This window comes from Stenotrophomonas sp. NPDC078853, assembly GCF_044901215.1.
Classification (GTDB): Bacteria; Pseudomonadota; Gammaproteobacteria; order Xanthomonadales; family Xanthomonadaceae; genus Stenotrophomonas; species Stenotrophomonas lacuserhaii.
The window spans coordinates 1-19295 of record NZ_JBJDOQ010000002.1; the positions used below are offsets into that span (position 1 = coordinate 1).

Annotated in this window: 18 protein-coding genes and 1 rRNA gene; 14 read left to right on the forward strand and 5 right to left on the reverse strand. The window is 66.5% G+C overall.

Annotation, left to right across the window (positions count from 1 at the left end; all coding sequences use genetic code 11):
* Nucleotides 1-86: ribosomal RNA gene (rrf, locus tag ACI2JH_RS02220) — 5S ribosomal RNA — on the forward strand; the annotation flags it as partial.
* A gap of 75 nt (nucleotides 87-161) precedes the next feature.
* On the opposite strand, the gene ACI2JH_RS02225 is transcribed toward rrf, so the two are convergent.
* Both ACI2JH_RS02225 and hemH read right to left on the reverse strand, forming a co-directional pair.
* A complete protein-coding gene (locus ACI2JH_RS02225; RefSeq protein ID WP_404735309.1) occupies nucleotides 162-1001 on the reverse strand; it encodes an alpha/beta fold hydrolase in 840 nt (279 codons plus the stop codon).
* A complete protein-coding gene (gene hemH, locus ACI2JH_RS02230; protein ID WP_404735310.1) occupies nucleotides 998-1960 on the reverse strand; it encodes a ferrochelatase in 963 nt (320 codons plus the stop codon). The genes ACI2JH_RS02225 and hemH overlap by 4 nt, the downstream gene beginning before the upstream one ends.
* A 162-nt stretch (nucleotides 1961-2122) precedes the next feature.
* Here hemH and ACI2JH_RS02235 point away from each other — a divergent pair, with 162 nt between their 5' ends.
* The 4 genes from ACI2JH_RS02235 (at nucleotide 2123) to tatC (ending at nucleotide 4564) form a co-directional block, all read left to right on the forward strand.
* Nucleotides 2123-3010 carry a lipid-binding SYLF domain-containing protein gene (locus ACI2JH_RS02235; protein ID WP_404735311.1) on the forward strand — a complete coding sequence of 296 codons (888 nt, stop codon included), beginning with the start codon at nucleotides 2123-2125 and terminating at the stop codon, nucleotides 3008-3010.
* A 79-nt stretch (nucleotides 3011-3089) separates the two neighbouring features.
* Nucleotides 3090-3320: a Sec-independent protein translocase subunit TatA gene (gene tatA / locus ACI2JH_RS02240; RefSeq protein ID WP_057507047.1), complete on the forward strand. Its 231-nt coding sequence runs from the start codon at nucleotides 3090-3092 to the stop codon at nucleotides 3318-3320.
* A 15-nt stretch (nucleotides 3321-3335) separates the two neighbouring features.
* The gene (gene tatB, locus ACI2JH_RS02245) at nucleotides 3336-3821 is read left to right on the forward strand and encodes a Sec-independent protein translocase protein TatB (protein WP_404735312.1); all 486 of its coding nucleotides are present in this window, start codon (nucleotides 3336-3338) and stop codon (nucleotides 3819-3821) included.
* On the forward strand, nucleotides 3818-4564 hold the full coding sequence (gene tatC / locus ACI2JH_RS02250; RefSeq protein ID WP_101099487.1) for a twin-arginine translocase subunit TatC: 747 nt from the start codon (nucleotides 3818-3820) through the stop codon (nucleotides 4562-4564). The genes tatB and tatC overlap by 4 nt, the downstream gene beginning before the upstream one ends.
* A 48-nt stretch (nucleotides 4565-4612) precedes the next feature.
* On the opposite strand, the gene ACI2JH_RS02255 is transcribed toward tatC, so the two are convergent.
* Genes ACI2JH_RS02255 through ACI2JH_RS02265 form a run of 3 tightly spaced genes read right to left on the reverse strand, consistent with a single transcriptional unit; the run spans nucleotide 4613 to nucleotide 8111 of the window.
* Complete coding sequence (locus tag ACI2JH_RS02255; protein ID WP_182656394.1) at nucleotides 4613-5512, reverse strand: BPSS1780 family membrane protein; 900 nt, start codon at nucleotides 5510-5512, stop codon at nucleotides 4613-4615.
* A gap of 51 nt (nucleotides 5513-5563) precedes the next feature.
* Nucleotides 5564-6310 carry a glutamine amidotransferase gene (locus tag ACI2JH_RS02260; RefSeq protein ID WP_404735313.1) on the reverse strand — a complete coding sequence of 249 codons (747 nt, stop codon included), beginning with the start codon at nucleotides 6308-6310 and terminating at the stop codon, nucleotides 5564-5566.
* Nucleotides 6282-8111, reverse strand: a complete 1830-nt coding sequence (locus ACI2JH_RS02265; protein WP_404735314.1) for a GspE/PulE family protein — start codon at nucleotides 8109-8111, stop codon at nucleotides 6282-6284. The genes ACI2JH_RS02260 and ACI2JH_RS02265 overlap by 29 nt, the downstream gene beginning before the upstream one ends.
* 129 nt (nucleotides 8112-8240) lie before the next feature.
* On the opposite strand from ACI2JH_RS02265, the gene glyQ reads away from it, so the two are divergent.
* The 9 genes from glyQ (at nucleotide 8241) to ACI2JH_RS02310 (ending at nucleotide 19197) form a co-directional block, all read left to right on the forward strand.
* Nucleotides 8241-9155 carry a glycine--tRNA ligase subunit alpha gene (glyQ, locus tag ACI2JH_RS02270; RefSeq protein WP_101099483.1) on the forward strand — a complete coding sequence of 305 codons (915 nt, stop codon included), beginning with the start codon at nucleotides 8241-8243 and terminating at the stop codon, nucleotides 9153-9155.
* Between the two features lie 69 nt (nucleotides 9156-9224).
* Nucleotides 9225-11294, forward strand: coding sequence for a glycine--tRNA ligase subunit beta (gene glyS / locus ACI2JH_RS02275; protein ID WP_404735315.1), 2070 nt, complete (start codon nucleotides 9225-9227; stop codon nucleotides 11292-11294).
* Between the two features lie 108 nt (nucleotides 11295-11402).
* On the forward strand, nucleotides 11403-12161 hold the full coding sequence (locus tag ACI2JH_RS02280) for a helix-turn-helix domain-containing protein (RefSeq protein WP_157825136.1): 759 nt from the start codon (nucleotides 11403-11405) through the stop codon (nucleotides 12159-12161).
* Between the two features lie 5 nt (nucleotides 12162-12166).
* Nucleotides 12167-13873: a type III secretion system outer membrane ring subunit SctC gene (gene sctC, locus ACI2JH_RS02285; RefSeq protein ID WP_404735316.1), complete on the forward strand. Its 1707-nt coding sequence runs from the start codon at nucleotides 12167-12169 to the stop codon at nucleotides 13871-13873.
* Nucleotides 13874-14024: 151 nt separating this feature from the next.
* Nucleotides 14025-14993, forward strand: coding sequence for a type III secretion system gatekeeper subunit SctW (gene sctW, locus ACI2JH_RS02290; RefSeq protein ID WP_404735317.1), 969 nt, complete (start codon nucleotides 14025-14027; stop codon nucleotides 14991-14993).
* Nucleotides 14993-17077, forward strand: coding sequence for an EscV/YscV/HrcV family type III secretion system export apparatus protein (locus ACI2JH_RS02295; RefSeq protein ID WP_404735318.1), 2085 nt, complete (start codon nucleotides 14993-14995; stop codon nucleotides 17075-17077). The genes sctW and ACI2JH_RS02295 overlap by 1 nt, the downstream gene beginning before the upstream one ends.
* A complete protein-coding gene (locus ACI2JH_RS02300) occupies nucleotides 17074-17457 on the forward strand; it encodes a hypothetical protein (RefSeq protein ID WP_182656388.1) in 384 nt (127 codons plus the stop codon). Before ACI2JH_RS02295 ends, ACI2JH_RS02300 begins: the two co-directional genes overlap by 4 nt.
* A complete protein-coding gene (locus tag ACI2JH_RS02305) occupies nucleotides 17457-18746 on the forward strand; it encodes a FliI/YscN family ATPase (RefSeq protein WP_101099509.1) in 1290 nt (429 codons plus the stop codon). Before ACI2JH_RS02300 ends, ACI2JH_RS02305 begins: the two co-directional genes overlap by 1 nt.
* Nucleotides 18730-19197 (forward strand): hypothetical protein, encoded by a 468-nt coding sequence (locus ACI2JH_RS02310; RefSeq protein WP_182656387.1) that lies wholly within the window; start codon nucleotides 18730-18732, stop codon nucleotides 19195-19197. Before ACI2JH_RS02305 ends, ACI2JH_RS02310 begins: the two co-directional genes overlap by 17 nt.
* The last annotated feature ends 98 nt before the right edge of the window (nucleotides 19198-19295 follow it).

Here is a 19295-nt window from a genome sequence, read left to right on the forward strand (position 1 = left end):
CGATCCCATCCCGAACTCGGAAGTGAAACGCAGCTGCGCCGATGGTAGTGTGGCTCAAGCCATGCGAGAGTAGGTCATCGCCAGGGTTTATACCCAAAAACCCCGCTGCTCACGCAGCGGGGTTTTTCTTTTGTCTGAAAAAAGGTTGACGGATCAGTCGCTCAGGCACAGAACCGCATGATGAGCTCGGCAACCTCGGCTGGCCGTTCCATATGCACGTGGTGCGTGCCTGGCAGCACGGCCAACCGGCCATCGCGCAGGTGCTTGAGCCGCTCGCTGCGCTGCGGTTCGGGGTAATAGGCCTGGGCGGGGCTGGCATAGATCACCTGCACGGGACAGGCGATGGCCTGCAGCAGGTTGTCGATCTGGCCCTCGGTGAGCCGGACCGCGGTTGGCAGCATCAGCCGCTGATCGGTGCGCCAGCTGTAACCCCCCGGCACGTCGCATACCCCGCGCTCCACCAGCAGGCGCGCGTTGGCTTCGCTCAGCTGATTGGCCATCATCCTGGCGCGGATTGGTGCAGCCAGCGTAGGGAACACCCTCAGCGGTCGGCCGTTGGTCGTGCGGCTGGCGGTCACGTGGTCGCGCAGGCGCTGCGCGGTCTCCGATTCCGGGCCTCGCAACCCGCCGAGCGCCTCGATCGCCACCAGCCGCTCCACGCGATCAGAAACGGCGGCCGTCAGGCTGGCGATGCCGGCCCCCATGGAGTGGCCCAGCAGAGTGAAGCGTTCCCATCCCAGCGCGTCGGCCACATCCAGGACATGGCAGATGGCTGCCGGCGTGGTGTAGCTGGCACCTGCCGGCAGGTGGCTGCTGAAGCCATGTCCGGGCAGGTCCAGCATCACGATGTCCAGCTCCGGCAGATGCGCAAGCAGCGGCATGAAGCTGGCGGCGTTATCCAGCCAGCCATGCAGCGCCAGTATCCGACGCCCCGTCCCTGGCCGCCGCAGTCCACTGACGGTCTGGCCGCCCAGTTGCAGCGAAAACGCCTGCAACGTCACTTCAGCGCGTCCTCCGCCAACTGCGCCAAGGCGCCTGCGTGCGCAGGATCATCATTCAGACAAGGGATGTAGCGCATCTGCGCGCCGCGCTCGGCCAAGGTGTGGGTGAAGCCCAACGCGACCTCTTCCAGGGTTTCCAGGCAGTCGGTTGCAAACCCGGGGCAGACCACGTCGATCTGCTTGACGCCGCCCTCGGCCAGCGCCCACAGGCTGGGTTCGGCATAGGGCTGCAGCCACTTCTCGCGGCCGAACCGCGACTGATACCCCATCTGCCATTGGTCAGCGGACAGGCCCAGCGCCGCAGCGATGGCCGCCGCACTCGCTTCGCACTGCCGCGGGTAGGGGTCACCGGCATCGGCAACCCGCTGCGGTATCCCATGGAAGGAGAACATCAGTTTCTCCCCCCGGCCATGCTGTTCCCACCACCGACGGATCGACCCGGCAACCGCGTCGACCCACGCAGGGTGCACCGGGTAGTCGCGGATCAGCTCCACCTGCACATCGGGATTCCTGCGCCGCCAGCGCTCCACCAGGTCCTCGACCGACGCCGTGGTGGTGGTTGAATACTGCGGATACAGCGGCAGCACCGCGATGCGGCGGATGCCGGCGGCCTTGGCGTCATCGAGCTCCCTGCCCAGCGCGGGTACCCCATAGCGCATCGCATGGCGGACCCGACGGCTGGGCATCAAACGCTGCATGGCCTCGGCCAGGTTGCGTGTGTGCACCATCAGCGGTGAGCCGCCCGGCAGCCACACCTGCGCGTACTTTTCCGCGGAGCGCCCGCTGCGCAGCGGCAGGATGACGCCGTACAGCAACGGCTTCCAGAACAACGCCGGAATCGCCACCACACGCGGATCGGAAAGAAATTCAGCCAGATAGCGCCGCACTGCCGGGGCAGTTGGCGCTTCGGGCGTGCCTAGGTTCACCGCCAGCACGGCGGAATCGGGTGCGTTGAGCATGCACCATTGTCGCTGATCGCGTCCGAAGGAGGGATGAGATCGATCAATGAGATGGATCGAAAGAGTGAATGAATAGCCGGAAAACTCATTGCTGATTCATCTAAACGGCCCTACTTTCAGCTGCTTGCTATATCTTCTTGGTGAACTGATACGGAGTCCGTCATGCGTCGCCTTCGCCTTACCCTGTTGATCACTGCTGGCTTGATGTTGTCCAGCCAGGCCGCGCTGGCCGGCCCCCAGGAAGACCAGCGTGCGCGCAACGCGGTACGCGTGCTGGCCGAAATCCAGGAAATTCCCGAGCAGGGGATCCCGGACAAGCTGCTCGATGAAGGCCATGCCGTCGTCGTCATTCCCGACACCATCAAGGCCGGGCTGGTCATCGGCGGCCGCCGCGGGCATGGCCTGATGTCGGTGAAGATGCCCGATGGCAGCTGGTCCAATCCGGTATTCATGAAGCTCACCGGTGGCAGCATCGGCTTCCAGGCCGGTGTGCAGTCCTCCGACGTGGTGCTGGTGTTCCGCAACGAACGCAGCCTGGACAACCTGGTCAATGGCAAGTTCACCCTTGGCGCGGATGCCGGCGTGGCGGCAGGTCCGGTCGGACGCAATGCGGCCGCCGCGACCGATGGCCAGCTGAAGGCGGAAATCTGGTCGTGGTCGCGTGCACGCGGCCTGTTTGCCGGTGTCGCCCTGGACGGTGCCGTGCTGCAGATCGATGATGCCGCCAATCTGGATGCGTACGGCAGCGGCACCACGCCGCGGATGATCTTCGAAGGGCGTGCCGCAGGTGCCCCGTCGATGGACGTGGTGGCCTTCCGTGACCGCCTTGAAGAGGCCACCTACGCCGCCCGCAACAACCGTGGCTCCAGTGGCCAGGCGCCCGCACCGCGTGCGGCGGCTGTCGCTCCGGCCCCGCAGGTGGCTCCGCCGCCGGCCGCCGAAGCGACCACCGTGCCACTGCAGAACGTACCTGCCGCGCCGCCGTCGCAACAGGGCTTCCAGCCAGTAACCGAAGGTGAGATCCGTACCGAGTCACTGGACGGCAACTGACTTCCAGCATGCGCGCCGGCCCCCTGCCGGTGCGCTATGCTCGGGATCCTGATCCCTGAAAATATTTGCGAGCGTCTTTATGGGCAGTTTCAGCATCTGGCATTGGTTGATCGTGCTGGCCGTGGTTCTGCTGGTGTTCGGCACCAAGCGGCTCACCAGCGGCGCCAAGGACCTCGGCTCGGCCGTGAAGGAATTCAAGAAAGGCATGCGTGACGAAGACAAGCCGGGTGCACAGCTCGGTGATGAATCGCGCAACGATGCCTCGCGCAGCAGCACGGTGCAGGACGAGCGCGACCGCGACCCGCGTTGATCCGGAGGGGTAGCGGTGTTTGATATCGGCTTCAGTGAGCTGCTGGTCGTTGCGATCGTGGCACTGGTGGTACTTGGCCCGGAACGACTGCCGAAGGCGGCGCGCTTTGCCGGCCTGTGGGTGCGCCGTGCGCGCAACCAGTGGGATTCGGTGAAGCAGGAGCTGGAGCGTGAGCTGCAGGCCGAGGACATCAAGCGGCAGATGCAGGACGTGCGTCAGTCGATGCAGGACACCGAGAGCGAACTGCGTGCCAGCGGCGAAGCCGCGCGCCGGCAGATGCAGGATGTGGATGACCAGGGCCGGGTGATCGCCGATGAAGTGCGCGGCACGCCACGCGCCACCGCGTCGATGGGCGAGGTGCGCCCCACGCCTGAAACCATCGCGCTGGATCAGCCATCGTCCGCACCGGCCGTGCTGCCCGATTCCCGTCCGGCACCTGCGACGGCGGAGCCGCCGGCCGATGCGCCTGCGCCTGCCAATGCGAAGGAGAACATCCCATGAGCGAGCACGAGTTCGGTGAAAGTTCGCTGGTGGAGCATCTGGTCGAACTCCGCGCACGGCTGGTACGCGCGCTGCTGGGCCTGGGTGTCGTACTGCTGGGCCTGCTCCCCTTTTCGCGCACCCTCTACACCGTCGTCGCCGAGCCGCTGATCTCGCAGCTGCCCAATGGGCAGTCGATGATCGCGATCAACCCGGCCGGTGCCTTCTTCGCGCCCCTGAAGCTGACCTTCTTCCTCGCCCTGTTCGTGGCCATGCCGTGGTTGCTGTACCAGCTGTGGGCCTTCGTCGCGCCTGGCCTGTACGCACGCGAAAAACGACTGGCGGTGCCGATCCTCGGCTCGTCGGTACTGCTGTTCTACACCGGCTGCGCGTTCGCGTATTTCCTGGTGCTGCCGGCGGTTTTCCACTTCCTGACCACCTTCCGGCCGGACGTGATTGCGATCACGCCGGATGCGAATGCCTACCTGGATTTCGTGCTGGCGATCTTCTTCGCCTTCGGCGGCAGCTTCGAGCTGCCGGTGGCGATGGTCATCTTGACGCTGCTCGGTTGGGTCACGCCGCAGCAGTTCAAGGAAGGACGCGGCTATGCGGTGGTCGGCATCTTCGTGCTGGCGGCGGTGCTGACGCCGCCGGACGTGGTGTCACAGCTGATGCTGGCCATCCCGATGTGCCTGCTCTACGAACTGGGCATCCACGCCTCGAAGTGGCTGGTGCCCTCCAGCGCCCGCCAGACCGAGCCCTGACCCGGAAGCGCCGAGCCACGCTCGACGAGCGCAGCGGCACCCAAAGCTTCAGGCGTGGAACACGTTCGACGGTCCGCTGTCCGGCAGTGCCGGCGGTTCACCTGCCTCGCCGAACATCTGCTTCCAGGCGCTGTACACCGCGCCGGCGAACACCGGCATGATCACGCCCATCAGCAACAGCTGCGCGGCGAACAGGGCCAGCATCGCCCCGCCCACCAGCTGGGCGACCATCGCCACGATCATCACCAGGAAGTAGACGGCGAACACCGCCACGAAGGCGAGCAGGAAGAACACCGCCATCGGCAGCAGGTTGTGCACGCAGGCGCGCAGGCTCAGGCGCAGCGCCTGCAGCCCGTTGCGCTGTTCGAACATGACCTGCGGCGACAGCGTGAACAGTGCCAGCGCCACCGCGATGAACACCACCAGCACACACAGCAGCCACAGCAGGATGCGGCCAGCGGGCAGGCTGGCGGCCAGCGCTTCCATCTCCGCCGGGCTCGGCTGCGCACCGGACTGGCTCAGTTCGTTGAGCTTGGTCATCACCTCGCTGAGCTGGCCCAGGCCAGAGCTGCCGATCAGCAGCAGCAACAGGATGCCCAGCACCAGGCCGGCTACCAGCTGCGGCAGCAGCGAGACCAGAAGGTGCGGCGCGCGGCCGTCGTGCAGGCCCTGCAACAGGTGCGCCGGCTGCGCCGGGCGACCGTGGTCGACCTCGCGCACGGCCCATACCAGGCCGCCGAAGATCAGCGGGCCGGCCAGGGCCATCACCAACTGCGCGGGCAGCGCGAGCACGGGCACCATCGTCGCCAATGCCGTCACCAGCAGCGCGGCCAACGCCCAGATCATGCCAAGGATGCCCAGGCCCAGCGGCGCCTTGCGCAGCAGGGTGAACCCGGACACCAGCCATTCCGCACCAGCCGAAGCCGGTAGCTTGCGCATCTCGCTCATACCAATCCGAAGAACAGGGGAGGGGCAGGGCGCGTGCCCTGCATCCGGTGATTATCCCTGTTTTACGGCACCGTGACCTGAAGCGTGGCGGGCCTGGCGCACGAAACGGCGCAGCAGTTGCCGCGCCAGCGGGGCGGCGGTGATGGCACGCTCGATGCTGCGTGCGCAGCCGCCGTGCTGGCGGATGCACTGGGCACGCGCGCGCACGTACCCGCGCATGTGGTGGGTGGCGAATTCCGGATGGAACTGCACCCCCCAGGCGCGGTCACCCCAGCGGAAGGCATGGCAGCCATCCAGCGTGGAACGGGCCAGCACCGAGGCACCTTCCGGTGCGCGCAGCACCGTCTGCATGTGCGTGGCGTGGGCCGGGAAACGCGATGGCAAACCGCTGAACAGTGGGTCTTGATGGGCAGCGGGATCCAGCGACAACTCGATGGTGCCCGATTCGCGGCCGGCAGGGTTGTAATCCACCTGCCCGCCCAGCGCGTGCGCCAGCAGCTGGTGGCCGTAGCAGATGCCGAACACCGGGCTGCCGCCGTGCACCGCCTCGCGCAGCCAGACGGCGCTGCGTTCGCTCCAGTCGGCCCGGTCGGTGACATAGGCGGCCGAGCCGGTCACCAGCACGCCCGCATAACCGCGCACGTCCGGCAGGGGGTCGCCGTGTTCGGCATCGACCACCACGGTTTCCTGTTCTTCCAGCCCCGCCGCCACCCGGATCCAATGCGGAAAACGGCCGTAGCGCCGCAACGAGGCGAGCGGTCGGCCGGTTTCAACGATCAGGAAGGGAAGGCGGTTCATCGGCAGGCGGCACGACTGACAGGACTTCCTCGATTGTAGTCAGCCCAAGGGCCACCTTTTCAAGCCCTGCCTGGCGCAGGGTGCGCAGTCCTGCACCGCGTGCTTCACGCGAAAACGCGCCCAGATCCATGTCTGCGCGGATCCGCCCGCGCAGCCGCGAGCCCAATGGCAGCAGCTCATACAGCCCGATCCGCCCCATGAATCCGGTGCGCCGGCACTCCAGGCAGCCGACCGGCCGGTACGGCGTGGCGGCATCTGGATATGCCATCTGGCCATCAGCCAGCACCGCCCAGTCGGCTGCTTCCAGCACGTGCGGCACCTTGCAGTGCGTGCACAGGGTGCGCACCAGGCGCTGGGCCAGGATGCCGTTCAGGGTGGAGGCCAACAGGTAATGCGGCACGCCGAGGTCGAGCAGGCGGGTGATCGCCGAGGGCGCATCGTTGGTGTGCAGGGTGGACAACACCAGATGGCCGGTAAGCGAAGCCTGCACCGCCATCTGCGCGGTTTCCAGGTCGCGGATTTCACCGATCATGATGATGTCCGGATCCTGCCGCAGCAGGGTGCGCACGCCGCTGGCGAAATCCAGGTCGATGTTGGTCTGCACCTGCATCTGGTTGAATTCCGGCGCGATCATTTCGATCGGGTCTTCCACCGTGCACACATTCACATCCGGCGTGGCCAGCCGTTTCAGCGTGGAATACAGCGTGGTGGTCTTGCCCGAACCGGTTGGCCCGGTGACCAGCACGATCCCGTGTGGCTGTTCGACCAGCGTGGTCCAGCCGGCCGCTTCCTGCGCGCTGAAGCCCAGCTGGTCGATGCTCTTGAACGCCGCGTCGGGGTCGAAGATGCGCATCACGCACTTCTCGCCGAACGCGGTGGGCATGGTGGAAATACGCATTTCCACTTCGCGGCCCCCCGGCGAGCGGGTCTTGATCCGGCCGTCCTGCGGGCGCCGGCGTTCGCCCAGGTCCATCCGGCCGAGCACCTTGATCCGGCTGACCACGGCGGTCATCACCGCCGGCGGCACTTCGAACACCTTGTGCAGTACGCCATCGATGCGGAAACGCATGCGGCCCATGTCGCGCCGCGGCTCCAGGTGGATGTCCGAGGCACGCTGCTCGTAGGCGTACTGCAGCAGCCAGTCGACGATGTGCACGATGTGCTGGTCGTCGGCATTGACGTCGCCGGCGCGGCCCAGCTCCACCAGCTGCTCGAAGCTGGGCAGGGTACTGCTGGTTTCCGAACGGGCATCGCCGCGGGCGCCACGCACCGAACGGGTAACCCCGTAGAACTCCATGGTGTAGCGGTGCAGGTCCAGCGGGTTGACCAGGGCCAGTTCGATGGGGCGGCGGGTCAGGTGCTGCAGGTCGCGCCGCCACTCCTGCGCCAGCGGCTCGCTGGTAGCCACCAGCACCCGTTCGCTGTCCACCGCCAGGGGCAGGAAACGATGCCGGCGCGCATAGGCGTGGGACACCAGCGCGGTCACGCTGGCCACGTCCACCCGGGTCGGGTCGATGCGCAGGTAGCGGGTGCCGGTGCGCTTGGCCAGCCAGTCGGTGAGCCGCTCCAGCCCCAGCTCGCCGCCGCCGCTGGCGGCCAGTTTCAGGTTGGCCAGCAGCACCAGCGGATGCACTTCGCTGGCGTTCTTCGCGCCGTGGGCAGAAAACCGCACACGCTCCAGGTCGCTGTCGGCGACCAGCCCGTCGGCCACCAGCGCGGTGGCGACCTGTTCGAACAGCAGCCGGCCGGGCGGCAGGATCGCTGCTGGATGCGGGGACGACGCCATCGGGTGCTGCTCCATCGTCCTGTTTCCTTGGTTGCCACGTGGTGCGTTGAACGCCGCCGCAGCGTGGTCTGGATCACGTCCAGCGCCCGGCGGTGGTCGCTCGTTATACTAGCGCACCCCTCTGCCCGGCCAAGAAACGACCGCATGTCCGCGACCCCGACCGTTCCGATCACCTTCCAGGGCCTGATCCAGACCCTGAACCAGTTCTGGGCGCAGCAGGGCTGCGTGCTGATCCAGCCGCTCGACCTGGAAGTGGGCGCCGGCACGTTCCACCCGGCGACCTTCCTGCGCGCGATCGGCCCGGAGACCTGGAATGCCGCCTACGTGCAGCCTTCGCGGCGCCCCACCGATGGCCGCTATGGCGAGAACCCGAACCGCCTGCAGCGCTACTACCAGTACCAGGTAGCGATGAAGCCGGCGCCGGACAACATCCAGCAGCTGTACCTGGATTCGCTGAAGGCGCTGGGCATCGATCCGCTGGTGCATGACCTGCGTTTTGTCGAAGACAACTGGGAATCGCCGACCCTGGGCGCGTGGGGCCTGGGCTGGGAAGTCTGGCTCAACGGCATGGAAGTGACCCAGTTCACCTACTTCCAGCAGGCCGGTGGCCTGGAGTGCCGGCCGGTGCTGGGCGAGATCACCTACGGTCTCGAGCGCCTGTGCATGTACCTGCAGAACTGCGACAACGTCTACGACCTGGTGTGGACCTATGGCCCGGACGGCACTCCGGTGACCTATGGCGATGTCTACCACCAGAACGAAGTGGAGCAGAGCACCTACAACTTCGAACACGCCGACGTGGAGGAAATGTTCCACCGTTTCGACGCCTGCGAACGCGAAGCGAAGAAGCTGGTCGAACTGGGCCTGCCGCTGCCGGCGTACGAGCAGGTGACCAAGGCCAGCCATGCCTTCAACCTGCTCGATGCGCGCCGTGCGATCAGCGTGACCGAGCGCCAGCGTTACATCCTGCGCGTGCGCGCGCTGGCCCAGGGCGTGGCCCAGGCGTACTACGAACAGCGCGAGAAGCTGGGCTTCCCCGGCGCCAGAACGCAGGCCTGAGTCCCGCACCTTCCCGAACCACCGGGCGCCGGCCGCGTCGCGCGCTGCGCCCCCAACTGGATTGAACCGATGAGCCACCTGTCTCCCCTGCTGATCGAACTGGGCACCGAAGAGCTGCCGGTCAAGGCGCTGCCGGGCCTGTCCCAGGCGTTCTTCGACGGCATCGTCGAGGGCCTGCGCAAGCGCGGCGTCGAACTGGACCTGGGCGATGCGCGCCCGCTGTCCACGCCACGCCGCCTCGCTGTGCTGCTGCCGGGCGTGGGCACCGAACAGCCCGAGCAGCACAGCGAAGTGCTGGGCCCGTACCTGAACATCGCACTGGATGCCGACGGCCAGCCGACCAAGGCGCTGCAGGGCTTCGCGGCCAAGGCCGGGATCGACTGGAGCGCGCTGGAGAAGACCCGCGACGCCAAGGGCGAGCGCTTCGTGCACCGCGCCGTGAAGCCGGGTGCGCGCACCGCCGACCTGTTGCCGGAGGTACTGCGCGAGGCGATCGCGGCGATGCCGATCCCCAAGCCGATGCGCTGGGGTGACCATGCATGGGGCTTCGCGCGGCCGGTGCATTGGCTGGTGCTGCTGCACGGCCCGGACATCGTCGATGCCGAACTGTTCGGCCTGAAGGCCGACCGCATGACCCGCGGCCATCGCTTCCACCATGATAAGACCGTGTGGCTGACCCAACCGCAGGATTACGTCGAATCGCTGCGTTCGGCCTTCGTGCTGGTCGATCCGCAGGAACGCCGCGAACGCATCGCCGCGCAGGTGCAGGCCGCCGCTGCGGAAGCGGGCGGCAGTGCACGCATCACCGAAGACAATCTGGGGCAGGTGGTCAACCTGGTCGAATGGCCGTCGGCGGTGCTGTGCAGCTTCGAGCGCGCGTTCCTGGCGGTGCCGCAGGAAGCGCTGATCGAGACGATGGAGATCAACCAGAAATTCTTCCCGGTGCTGGATGAGGGCGGCAGGCTGACCGAGAAGTTCATCGGCATCGCCAACATCGAATCCAGGGAGGTGGCGGAAGTCGCCAAGGGCTACGAGCGGGTGATCCGTCCGCGCTTCGCCGATGCCAAGTTCTTCTTCGACGAAGATCTCAAGCAGGGGCTGGAGTCGATGGGCGATGGCCTGAAGACCGTGACCTACCAGGCCAAGCTGGGCAGTGTGGCCGACAAGGTCGCACGCGTGGTCGCGCTGGCCGATGCCATCGCCCCGCAGGTCGGTGCCGACCCCGTGCTGGCGCGGCGTGCCGCGCAACTGGCCAAGAACGACCTGCAGTCCCGCATGGTCAATGAATTCCCCGAACTGCAGGGTATCGCCGGCCGCCATTACGCGCTGACCGGGGGCGAGTCGCCGGAGGTCGCGCTGGCCATCGACGAGTCCTACCAGCCGCGTTTTGGCGGTGACGACATCGCGCTGTCGCCGCTGGGCAAGGTGCTGGCGATCGCCGAGCGCCTGGACACCCTCGCCGGTGGCTTTGCCGCAGGCCTCAAGCCGACCGGCAACAAGGATCCCTTCGCGCTGCGCCGCAACGCGCTGGGCCTGGCGCGCACGGTCATCGAAAGCGGCTTCGAACTGGATCTGGGCGCTCTGCTGGCGCAGGCCAACACGGCGCTCGCACCGCGCAACGTGCAGGCCGACGTGGCCGAACTGTACGACTTCATCATCGAACGCCTGCGCGGCTATTACGCCGACAAGGGCGTTCCGGCGTCGCAGTTCAACGCGGTGGCCGAACTGAAGCCCGCGTCGCTGTATGACTTCGACCGACGTATTGACGCAATCGGTACATTTGCAGCCTTGCCGGAAGCGCCGGCACTGGCGGCGGCGAACAAGCGCATCGGTAACATCCTGCGCAAGGCCGACATCGACATCCCGGGCCAGATCGACCCGTCGCTGCTGCGCGAAGAGGCCGAGCGCGCGCTCGCCGAAGCGGTTGCCGCGGCCATCGACGATACCGGTGCCAGCCTGCAGAAGAAGGACTACGTCAGCGTGCTGGAACGGCTGGCGCGCCTGCGGCCGCAGGTGGACGCGTTCTTCGACCAGGTGATGGTCAACGACGAGGATCCGGCCGTGCGCGCAAATCGTCTTGCGCTGCTGAAGCGGCTGTCCGACCGCTTCGACGCAGTGGCCTCGCTGGCCCAGCTGTAACCGCTGCAGAACCCGGGGCCGGCGCCTGCCGCCCCGCTGATCGACCCGCAGGCAAAAGCGCAACTCGGCTCATAGCCCTGTGCGGCATGACGCAACACCATGTGCGTCATGTCGTACATCCCTCTTCCCCAGACGCCGACGGCGCATCCGACCACCCTGTCGTGCGTGATACCCCGCGCGGAATCGGTGTTGCTGGTCGCCGACCACCACGTGGCGGACGTCGACCTCGGCGCGGCACGCGACTACGACGGCAACTCCCGCTTCACGATCGAGCCCGGTGGCGTCCGCCTGCTGGCAAGCGGTGAGCGCCAGCTGAAACTGCTGGGGCGCCATGTCCGGGTGCTGGCGGTGCCGGACAGCGTGCCGCGCCTGCTTGCGTTCCACGATCACGCCAAAGGCCTGCAGCGCAGCGTGGAAGGCGATCGCCGCACGGCGGCGCTGCTGCCTGCCACGGGCGCGCTCGAGCACCCGAGCGCACCGCAGAACTGGCTGATGAACGAACTGCTGGATGACACACCGGCCTTCCAGGCCGTGGCCGCGCGCTGGGCCCGGCGCGAGGTCTACCAGCTGGTTCGGTTCGTGCTGGAAAGTCCGGACCAGGGCGTCCAGAAGCTTGCTGATCGCTACGGCCTGTCCGTCGCCCAGTTCCGCCGCATCGGCCGGCGCGCCTTCGGCCGCTCGCTGAAGGAGCAGCTGCGCCTGCTGCGCGCAGGTCGGGTGCTGCATCGCTATGCCGATACCGGAGCCACCTTCACCCGGCTGTCGTCGGATTTCGGCTTTTCCTCGCCTTCGCACTTCTGCAGTGAAATCAAATCGCTGCTCGGCAGGTCGCCCAGCTCCATCTATCAATCAGTCCATTCATTGTGAAAATCGTGCGCTACACCGTCTGTCTGTTCGCCGTGCTGCTGGCCGGCACCGTCCCCGCGCCGTTGCTTGCCCAACAGACAGGCGGCGACGACGTGCCGCTTGAAAACACCGCGATCCGCCATCGCGGCGAACTGTCCGCCGGCGCCACCTTCGTATCCCGTGGCGACGGCGTATCGCTGCTGCTGCAGTCAGTGGCCGCACAGATGAAGCTGCCGGTCATCGTCAGCACCAGAGCGCAGAAAAAGCGTGTCCAGGGCAGCTTCTCGCTGCGTGAACCGCAGGCGGTGCTCGACCAGGTCGCCCGCGACGTCGGCCTGATCTGGTACAGCGATGGGCAGACCCTGTATGTGCATGACGCCAGTGAAACCCGCAACGCCATCGGCCGGATGCAGCACGCCTCGGTTGCGGTGCTGGAAGATTTCCTGCGCCGTACACGCCTTGCCGACCCGCGCCATGCGCTGCGTGGCGCCAGCAGCGACGGCACGTTCTATGTGTCCGGATCGCCCGTCTATGTCGACATCGTGCTCAGCGCGGCCCGCTACCTGGATGAGCTTTACCGCGGCGCCGACGCGCGTGCCGAACACGTGGAGGTCATACCGCTGCGCAACAGTTTTGCCCAGGGCCGACGCTACGGCATGCGAAGCTGGGAAACCACGCTGCCCGGCATGGCTGAGACGCTGGCGAACGTACTGGCGGATTCAGGTGTCAGTGGCATCATCGTGCGTCGGCCGGACGCCGTGGAAGCGGCCGAGGATCCCAGCGCGGAAAGCGCGGTGGCGGCGCGGCAGGGCAGGCCGCTGCAACGCAGGGAGGACGGCCCCCCCGTACGCCCCTCTGCGGACAGACAGGCGCCCACCATCGTGGTGGCCTACCCGGAAACCAACAGCCTGATCGTGCGCGGCACGCTGTCCGGCATCCAGAAAGTGAAGCAGCTGGTGGCCGAGCTCGATCTGCCGCGCAAACAGGTCGAGCTGTCGCTGTGGATCATCGACGTACAGAAGAACGAGCTGGATGCACTCGGGGTGAAGTGGAGCGGCCAGGTTGGCGTTGCCGGCCGCCTCGGGTTGGGGTTCAACGGCGCCACGTCCACACTCGATGGTGAGCGCTTTCTTGCTTCGGTCACCGCACTTTCCGAGCGCGGGCATGCAAGCGTGGTGTCACGCCCGGTACTGCTGACGCAGGAAAACGTGCTTGCGCATTTCGACAGCAACAGCACCTTCTATGCGCGATTGCAGGCCGAGCGGACCGCATCGCTGGAATCGGTGACCTACGGCACGATGATCAGCGTGCTGCCGCGCGTTTCATCCGAAAACGAAGTGGAAATGCAGCTGAAGATCGAAGACGGGACCTCCAGTGGTGCCGAGGTCGAAGGATTGCCGGTGATCAACCGCACCACCCTCGATACCGTCGCCCGCGTGCCGCACAGGCTGAGCCTGCTGGTGGGGGGATATACCCGCCACGAGCAGGCGCGCGACCGCACCGCCATACCCGGCCTGGGACGCATTCCATGGCTGGGACACGCATTCCGCCATCGCAGTGCGCGCCAGCAGGAGCTGGTGCGGATCTTCCTGATCCAGCCTCGCGTGCGTACACCTGCGGATCTGCTGCCCGGCACCGGCCTGGACACGATCGAGGACCTGCAACAGACACTGCCCGAGCACTTGGAACATGTCCGCCAGAGCGTACGGGAGGCAGTGAATGGCACACATTGATGCCAGCGCCACACGACCTCCGGCCATGCTGCCGCGGCACCGTGAGCCGTCTGTCGCCCTGGCGATGGCGGAGGAGGAGCCCGCCTCCTCCACGGCCGCAATGCGCCGCACCAGTACGCAGCAGGCCGGTACGCTACACCAGATGGTGGCCATGAGTGACGATCTCGCCGGGCTGCTGTCCATGATGGGCCGCAACCGGACGCGCCATGCGGAGGAGACGCAGGTCAACGCGCATGCGTGGCTGGACCATGTCCTGGACCCGAAGGGTCCCGATAAGCTGGCCGCGCTGCGTCTGCAGATCGGCCAGCTGGCCTCGATCGACAGCGCGACATTGCGCGGCCTGCTGGCTGCATTGTTCCCGGACCCGAGCGATGCCGTGGCGGTGCTGCGCGCGCTGCGTTCCAGCGGAGAGCTGCAAGAGGCCGCGGAGATCCTCGAGCAACTGGAACAGGAGCTGCTTGGTGGCAGGGACGGGCAAGGCCGCTTGGTACGCGCCGGGCTAAAAATCGCGCTGAAGGCGCGCGTGCACGCCCGGTTGCTCGCCGCGACCCCGGCCCAGCTGAGGCAGAGCTACCGCGATTTCCTCGGCGGCGGGGAACCCCTGGAAACCTATGAAGAGTGGATCGCGCTGTATGGCTTCGAGCGCCGCAGCCGTGTCGTGGACTTCATCGAACATGCGATGGCTGCGGATATGTACGCGCTGGATCCATTCTGCAATCGCATCGAGTTCGGGCCGCTGCTGCAGCGGGTGCGCCAGCTCACCACGCTGCGCTCGGCCGATCACCTGCTGCTGGCCTGCTGTTGGGATGCCTCGATGATGTCGCGTATCGGCGTCACCCAGCCCGCGTTGCTGTCGGCCCTGTTCGCGATGATACGCATGGGGGGCGGGCTGCAGCGGCTGTTCGATTCGGTGTTCGCCCAGCTCGCCTTCGTCCTGGCAGCCGAAGAAAAGGCCCGCTTCGCGCAGAACCTGCGACGATTCCTGAAGGCCGTTCCGCACAGCCTATGGCAGGGACCAGAGCAGCACGTGCGGGCGGTGGATGAAGTGGAAGCGCTGCTCGGTGCCGCAATGACGCAGGAACAGCTGCAGGCGGGCGCAAGCCACTGGGTGGCCGTCTGATGGCCACGATGAACGTGCCCGCCACCGGCCTGGGCCAGGTGGCACGCACCCTGCTGCGGCCCGAACTGGCCCTGGTCGTGCTGATGGCGGTGATCATCGGCATGCTCATCGTGCCGCTGCCAACGTTCCTGGTGGACCTGCTGATCGGCGTCAACCTGATGATCGCCATCGTGATCTTCCTCAGCTCGTTCTACGTCGAACGCATTCTCAACTTCTCCACCTTCCCGTCCGTGCTGCTGTTCACCACCTTGATGCGGCTCGCGCTGTCGGTCAGCACCAGCCGGTTGATCCTGGTGGATGCCGATGCAGGGCACATCGTGTCGGCATTCGGCGAGTTCGTCGTCGCCGACAACCTGGTGGTCGGCTTCGTCATCTTCGCCATCGTCACCGTCGTGCAGTTCATCGTCATCACCAAGGGCTCCGAGCGTATCGGCGAGGTGGTGGCGCGCTTCTCGCTGGATGGCATGCCAGGCAAGCAGATGGGTATCGATGCCGACCTGCGTGCCGAGTCCATCGACGCTGCCGGCGCCAAGCTGCGCCGCCGCGAAGTGGAGAAGGAGAGCCAGCTGTATGGTTCGTACGACGGTGCGATGAAGTTCGTCAAGGGTGATGCCATCGCCGGCATCGTGATCGTGTTCGTGAACCTGTTCGGTGGCATCGCGGTCGGCATGCTGCAGCATGGCATGGGATTCCAGCAGGCGCTGCAGGTGTTCACCCTGCTCACCATCGGTGATGGCCTGGTGGCCCAGATTCCCGCGCTGCTCATCTGCATCAGCGCCGGCTTCGTGGTGACGCGTGTCGGCGGTGAGGAAGGCAACCTCGGGTCGAGCATCATCAAGGAGCTTTTCAGCAGTCAGAAGGTTCTGTTCATCGCGGGCACGCTGCTGTTGCTGCTGGGTTTCCTGCCCGGCTTCCCGATGCCGATCTTCCTGCTTCTGGCCGTTGCACTGTTCGCGCTTGCCGCACGGCGGGTGCGGTCGGAGAACGCAGATGCACGGAACGCGGGCGAAGGCGCCGGACGCGCCCTCGGCCATGACGGCCAGCCCCACAAGCCCGGTGCGCAGGGACTGTTGGGCAGCGAAGGCAGGCAGGTCAACGAGACGGTTCCGCTGCTGCTGCTGCTGCCGCCGGCACACTACGCCAAGTGGCACAGCGCCGGACTGGAGAGCCAGCTACGCGAGGACCTGCATCTGCGCGTCGGCATGCAGCTGCCCTACATGCTGATGCGAGAGCACGAGGCCGGTGCGCACCGGGTGGTGGTGATGATCAATGAAATCGCCGCAGGCAGCAGCGATATCGTGCTCGACCACGTCCGTGTACTCGGCGATGAGGATGAGCTGGCGGTGCTGGACAGCGGCCTGCAGCTTCCTGGTCCGCATGGCGCGCCTGCGCGGCGCTGGATGCCGGCGGACATGCAGGACCAGCTGCGCGCCATGGGCATGGCCACCCGGAGTGACCAGCAGGAACTGCAGCAGCTGGTGCAGGACGCGCTGATGCGCAACATCGGTGAGCTGTTCGGCATCCAGGAAACCAAGCACCTGCTGGACGACACCGAAAAGCGATTCCCCGAACTGCTGAAGGAGGTGCATCGGCATATCCCGGTGCAGCGCGTGTCCGAAGTGCTGCAGCGGCTGCAGCGCGAAGGCGTGTCGATCCGCAACATGAAGCTCATCCTGGAAACCCTGGCGCAATGGGGCCAGCGGGAGAAGGACGTGGTCCTGCTGGTGGAACACGTACGCGGTGGGCTGGCGCGCTACATCTCGTCCCAGCACGCCCGCGACGATCGCATCGCGGCCGTCCTGCTGGCCCCGGACACCGAACAGCTGGTGCGTTCAGGCATCCGCCAGAGCCAGGGGGCGGCCTTCCTCAACCTTGACCCTGCCCAGTCCGAACAGCTGCTCGACCGTATCGTGCTCGTCTTCGAACCGCTGCTGGCCAGCCGGCCGGAAGCCGTGCTGCTGGTTGCGCCCGACGTGCGGCGTTTCGTGAAGCGCTTCATCGAGACCCGGCTTCCCAGTCTTTCGGTTCTTTCCTTCTCGGAAATTTCCGACGCCGTATCCCTTGATGTCGTGAGATCACTATGACCCTCAAAGAAACGCTCTGCCTGGCGCTGGATCAGCTTGGCGCCAACTCCAGCGATTACGAGTTCGATGACCACTCGACCATCGTGATGTCCTTCGATGACGTGGGCGATGTCTATCTCGATCCGCGTGCCGGCGAACAGGTGTGGCTGTGGGGAAGGATCGACGAAATTGGTGAGCAGGCACGCAGCGTGCTGGCCGAGCCGTTGCTGGCCGAGGTAACCCGACCCGTAGGTCATTGGGACGCCGGTGCCATGATAGTCCGCGAGGATGGACGTGTCGGCGGCATGCTGCACCCCGACTATGTGCAGGAGCCGGCACTGCTGGCCGAAGCGTTGCAGGATTTCCATCAGTGCCTGGCACGGATGCAGGCGATCCGATGATGTGGCCCCGTTCCCTCTGGCAGCCGGCTGCCCATCCTGCCGCGATCATCGGGTCGATGCTGCGGGCGCCATTGCCACAGGTGGCCATCGGCGATGTGTGCCGGTTGCAGGCCGCGGTGCACGACGATGCATCGGCAGGCTACGGGACGGTGGTTGCGATGGAGCACGGCACCGCCTCGATCGGCCTGCTGCGTGACAGCACCGGCCTTTCATCACAGTGCCTGGTCCTGCCGACCGGTCGCGGCCCGACGATCAGTGTTTCAGACCGGCTGCTGGGAAGCGTGCTGGATGGCCAGGGCAATGAAGTGGAGCGGCTTGCGCCAGCTTCGGATTCGCACGCGGTAGCGCGCCGGATTGACGGGCGCGGCGTGGATTACCGCCAGCGCCGCGCGATCGAAACCCCGCTGTGTACCGGCATCCGTGCGGTGGACAGCCTGCTGACCTGCGGTGAAGGGCAGCGCGTCGGCATCTTCGCCGGCGCTGGCGCGGGCAAGACCACGCTGGCCGAAATGTTGCTGGACAATGCCGATATCGATATCAGCGTGATTGCGCTGGTCGGCGAGCGGGGCCGGGAAGTGGCGACACTGGTGGAGCGCCTGCGGCATTCCGCCCACGCGGGACGCACGGTGATCGTGCAGGCGACCTCGGATACCGCGCCGGCACTACGCAGCCAGGCGGCGCTGATCGCCACCAGCATCGCCGAGCACTTCCGCGACCAGGGCCAGCGGGTACTGCTGGTGATGGATTCGGTGACGCGCTATGCCCGTGCGCTGCGGGAGCTCGCCCTGGGCGCCGGTGAGCCACCGGCACGCCGTGGGTTCCCGGCATCTGTTTTCGAAGCATTGCCGCGCCTGCTCGAACGCAGTGGACGGACCGATACAGGCAGCATCACCGCCTTCTATACGGTGTTGCTGGAAGACGAGCAGGATGCCGACCCGATCGGCGAGGAAGTGAAGTCGCTGCTGGATGGGCATCTTTACCTCAGCAGCCGGCTGGCCGGCCGGGGACACCTGCCCGCGCTGGATGTGCTGCGCAGCGGAAGCCGCCTGTTCGCCACCCTGGCAGACCCGGCCCAGCAGCAGTCGGCGGCCCACGTACGCGGCTTGCTGGGCACGCTGGAGGACCTGCAGCTGATGCGCGATCTCGGCGAGTACAGCCCTGGAGCAAGCGCGGTGTACGACAAGGCGGTTGCGAAGGAAGCTGCGTTGATGGCGTTCCTGTGCCAGGCACAGAACGAACGCAGTGAGCTGCCACATACGCTGGAGGCGCTGCATGCACTCTCCCGCTGACAGGCGTGGTCCGCAGCTGGTCAGGCTGAAACAGGCGCAGCGCCAGCTGTCGCTGCTTTCGGCGCAGTCGCAGCAGCGGGCCGCAGCCGCCCACCGCGAAGAAGCTGCAGCGTTGCGCGCATCGGCCGAACTTGCCCTGGAGCGCGCCATCCTGCAACCCGAAGCCGGCCTCAGCCGCAGCCTGCTGTTCGACCGTCTGCGCATCCTTGCGGTGGCACGCGCGCATGCGCTGGAGACCGGCCACGCCGCCAATGACCTGGAAGCCGACGCGATCCGCTGCGAAGCCGAAGAGGCCGGACAACGCCAACGCGCCGCCCTGCAGTACCGCAAACAGAAGAAGCTCGAACACTGGCATCGCAGCCGTAATCGTGAAGAACGCCGCCTGCTCGAGAGTCGCCGCCACACCCAACAGTTGGATGAAATCGCATGTCGTCGCCGCTCCCCGCGCTGAATCCCGCGCGCTCCCCTGATCTGCCCATCGCGGATGCATCGGTGATTCCGCTGGTACGCCGCGCCCAACACGGATCTGCTGCGCCACCCCGTGGACTC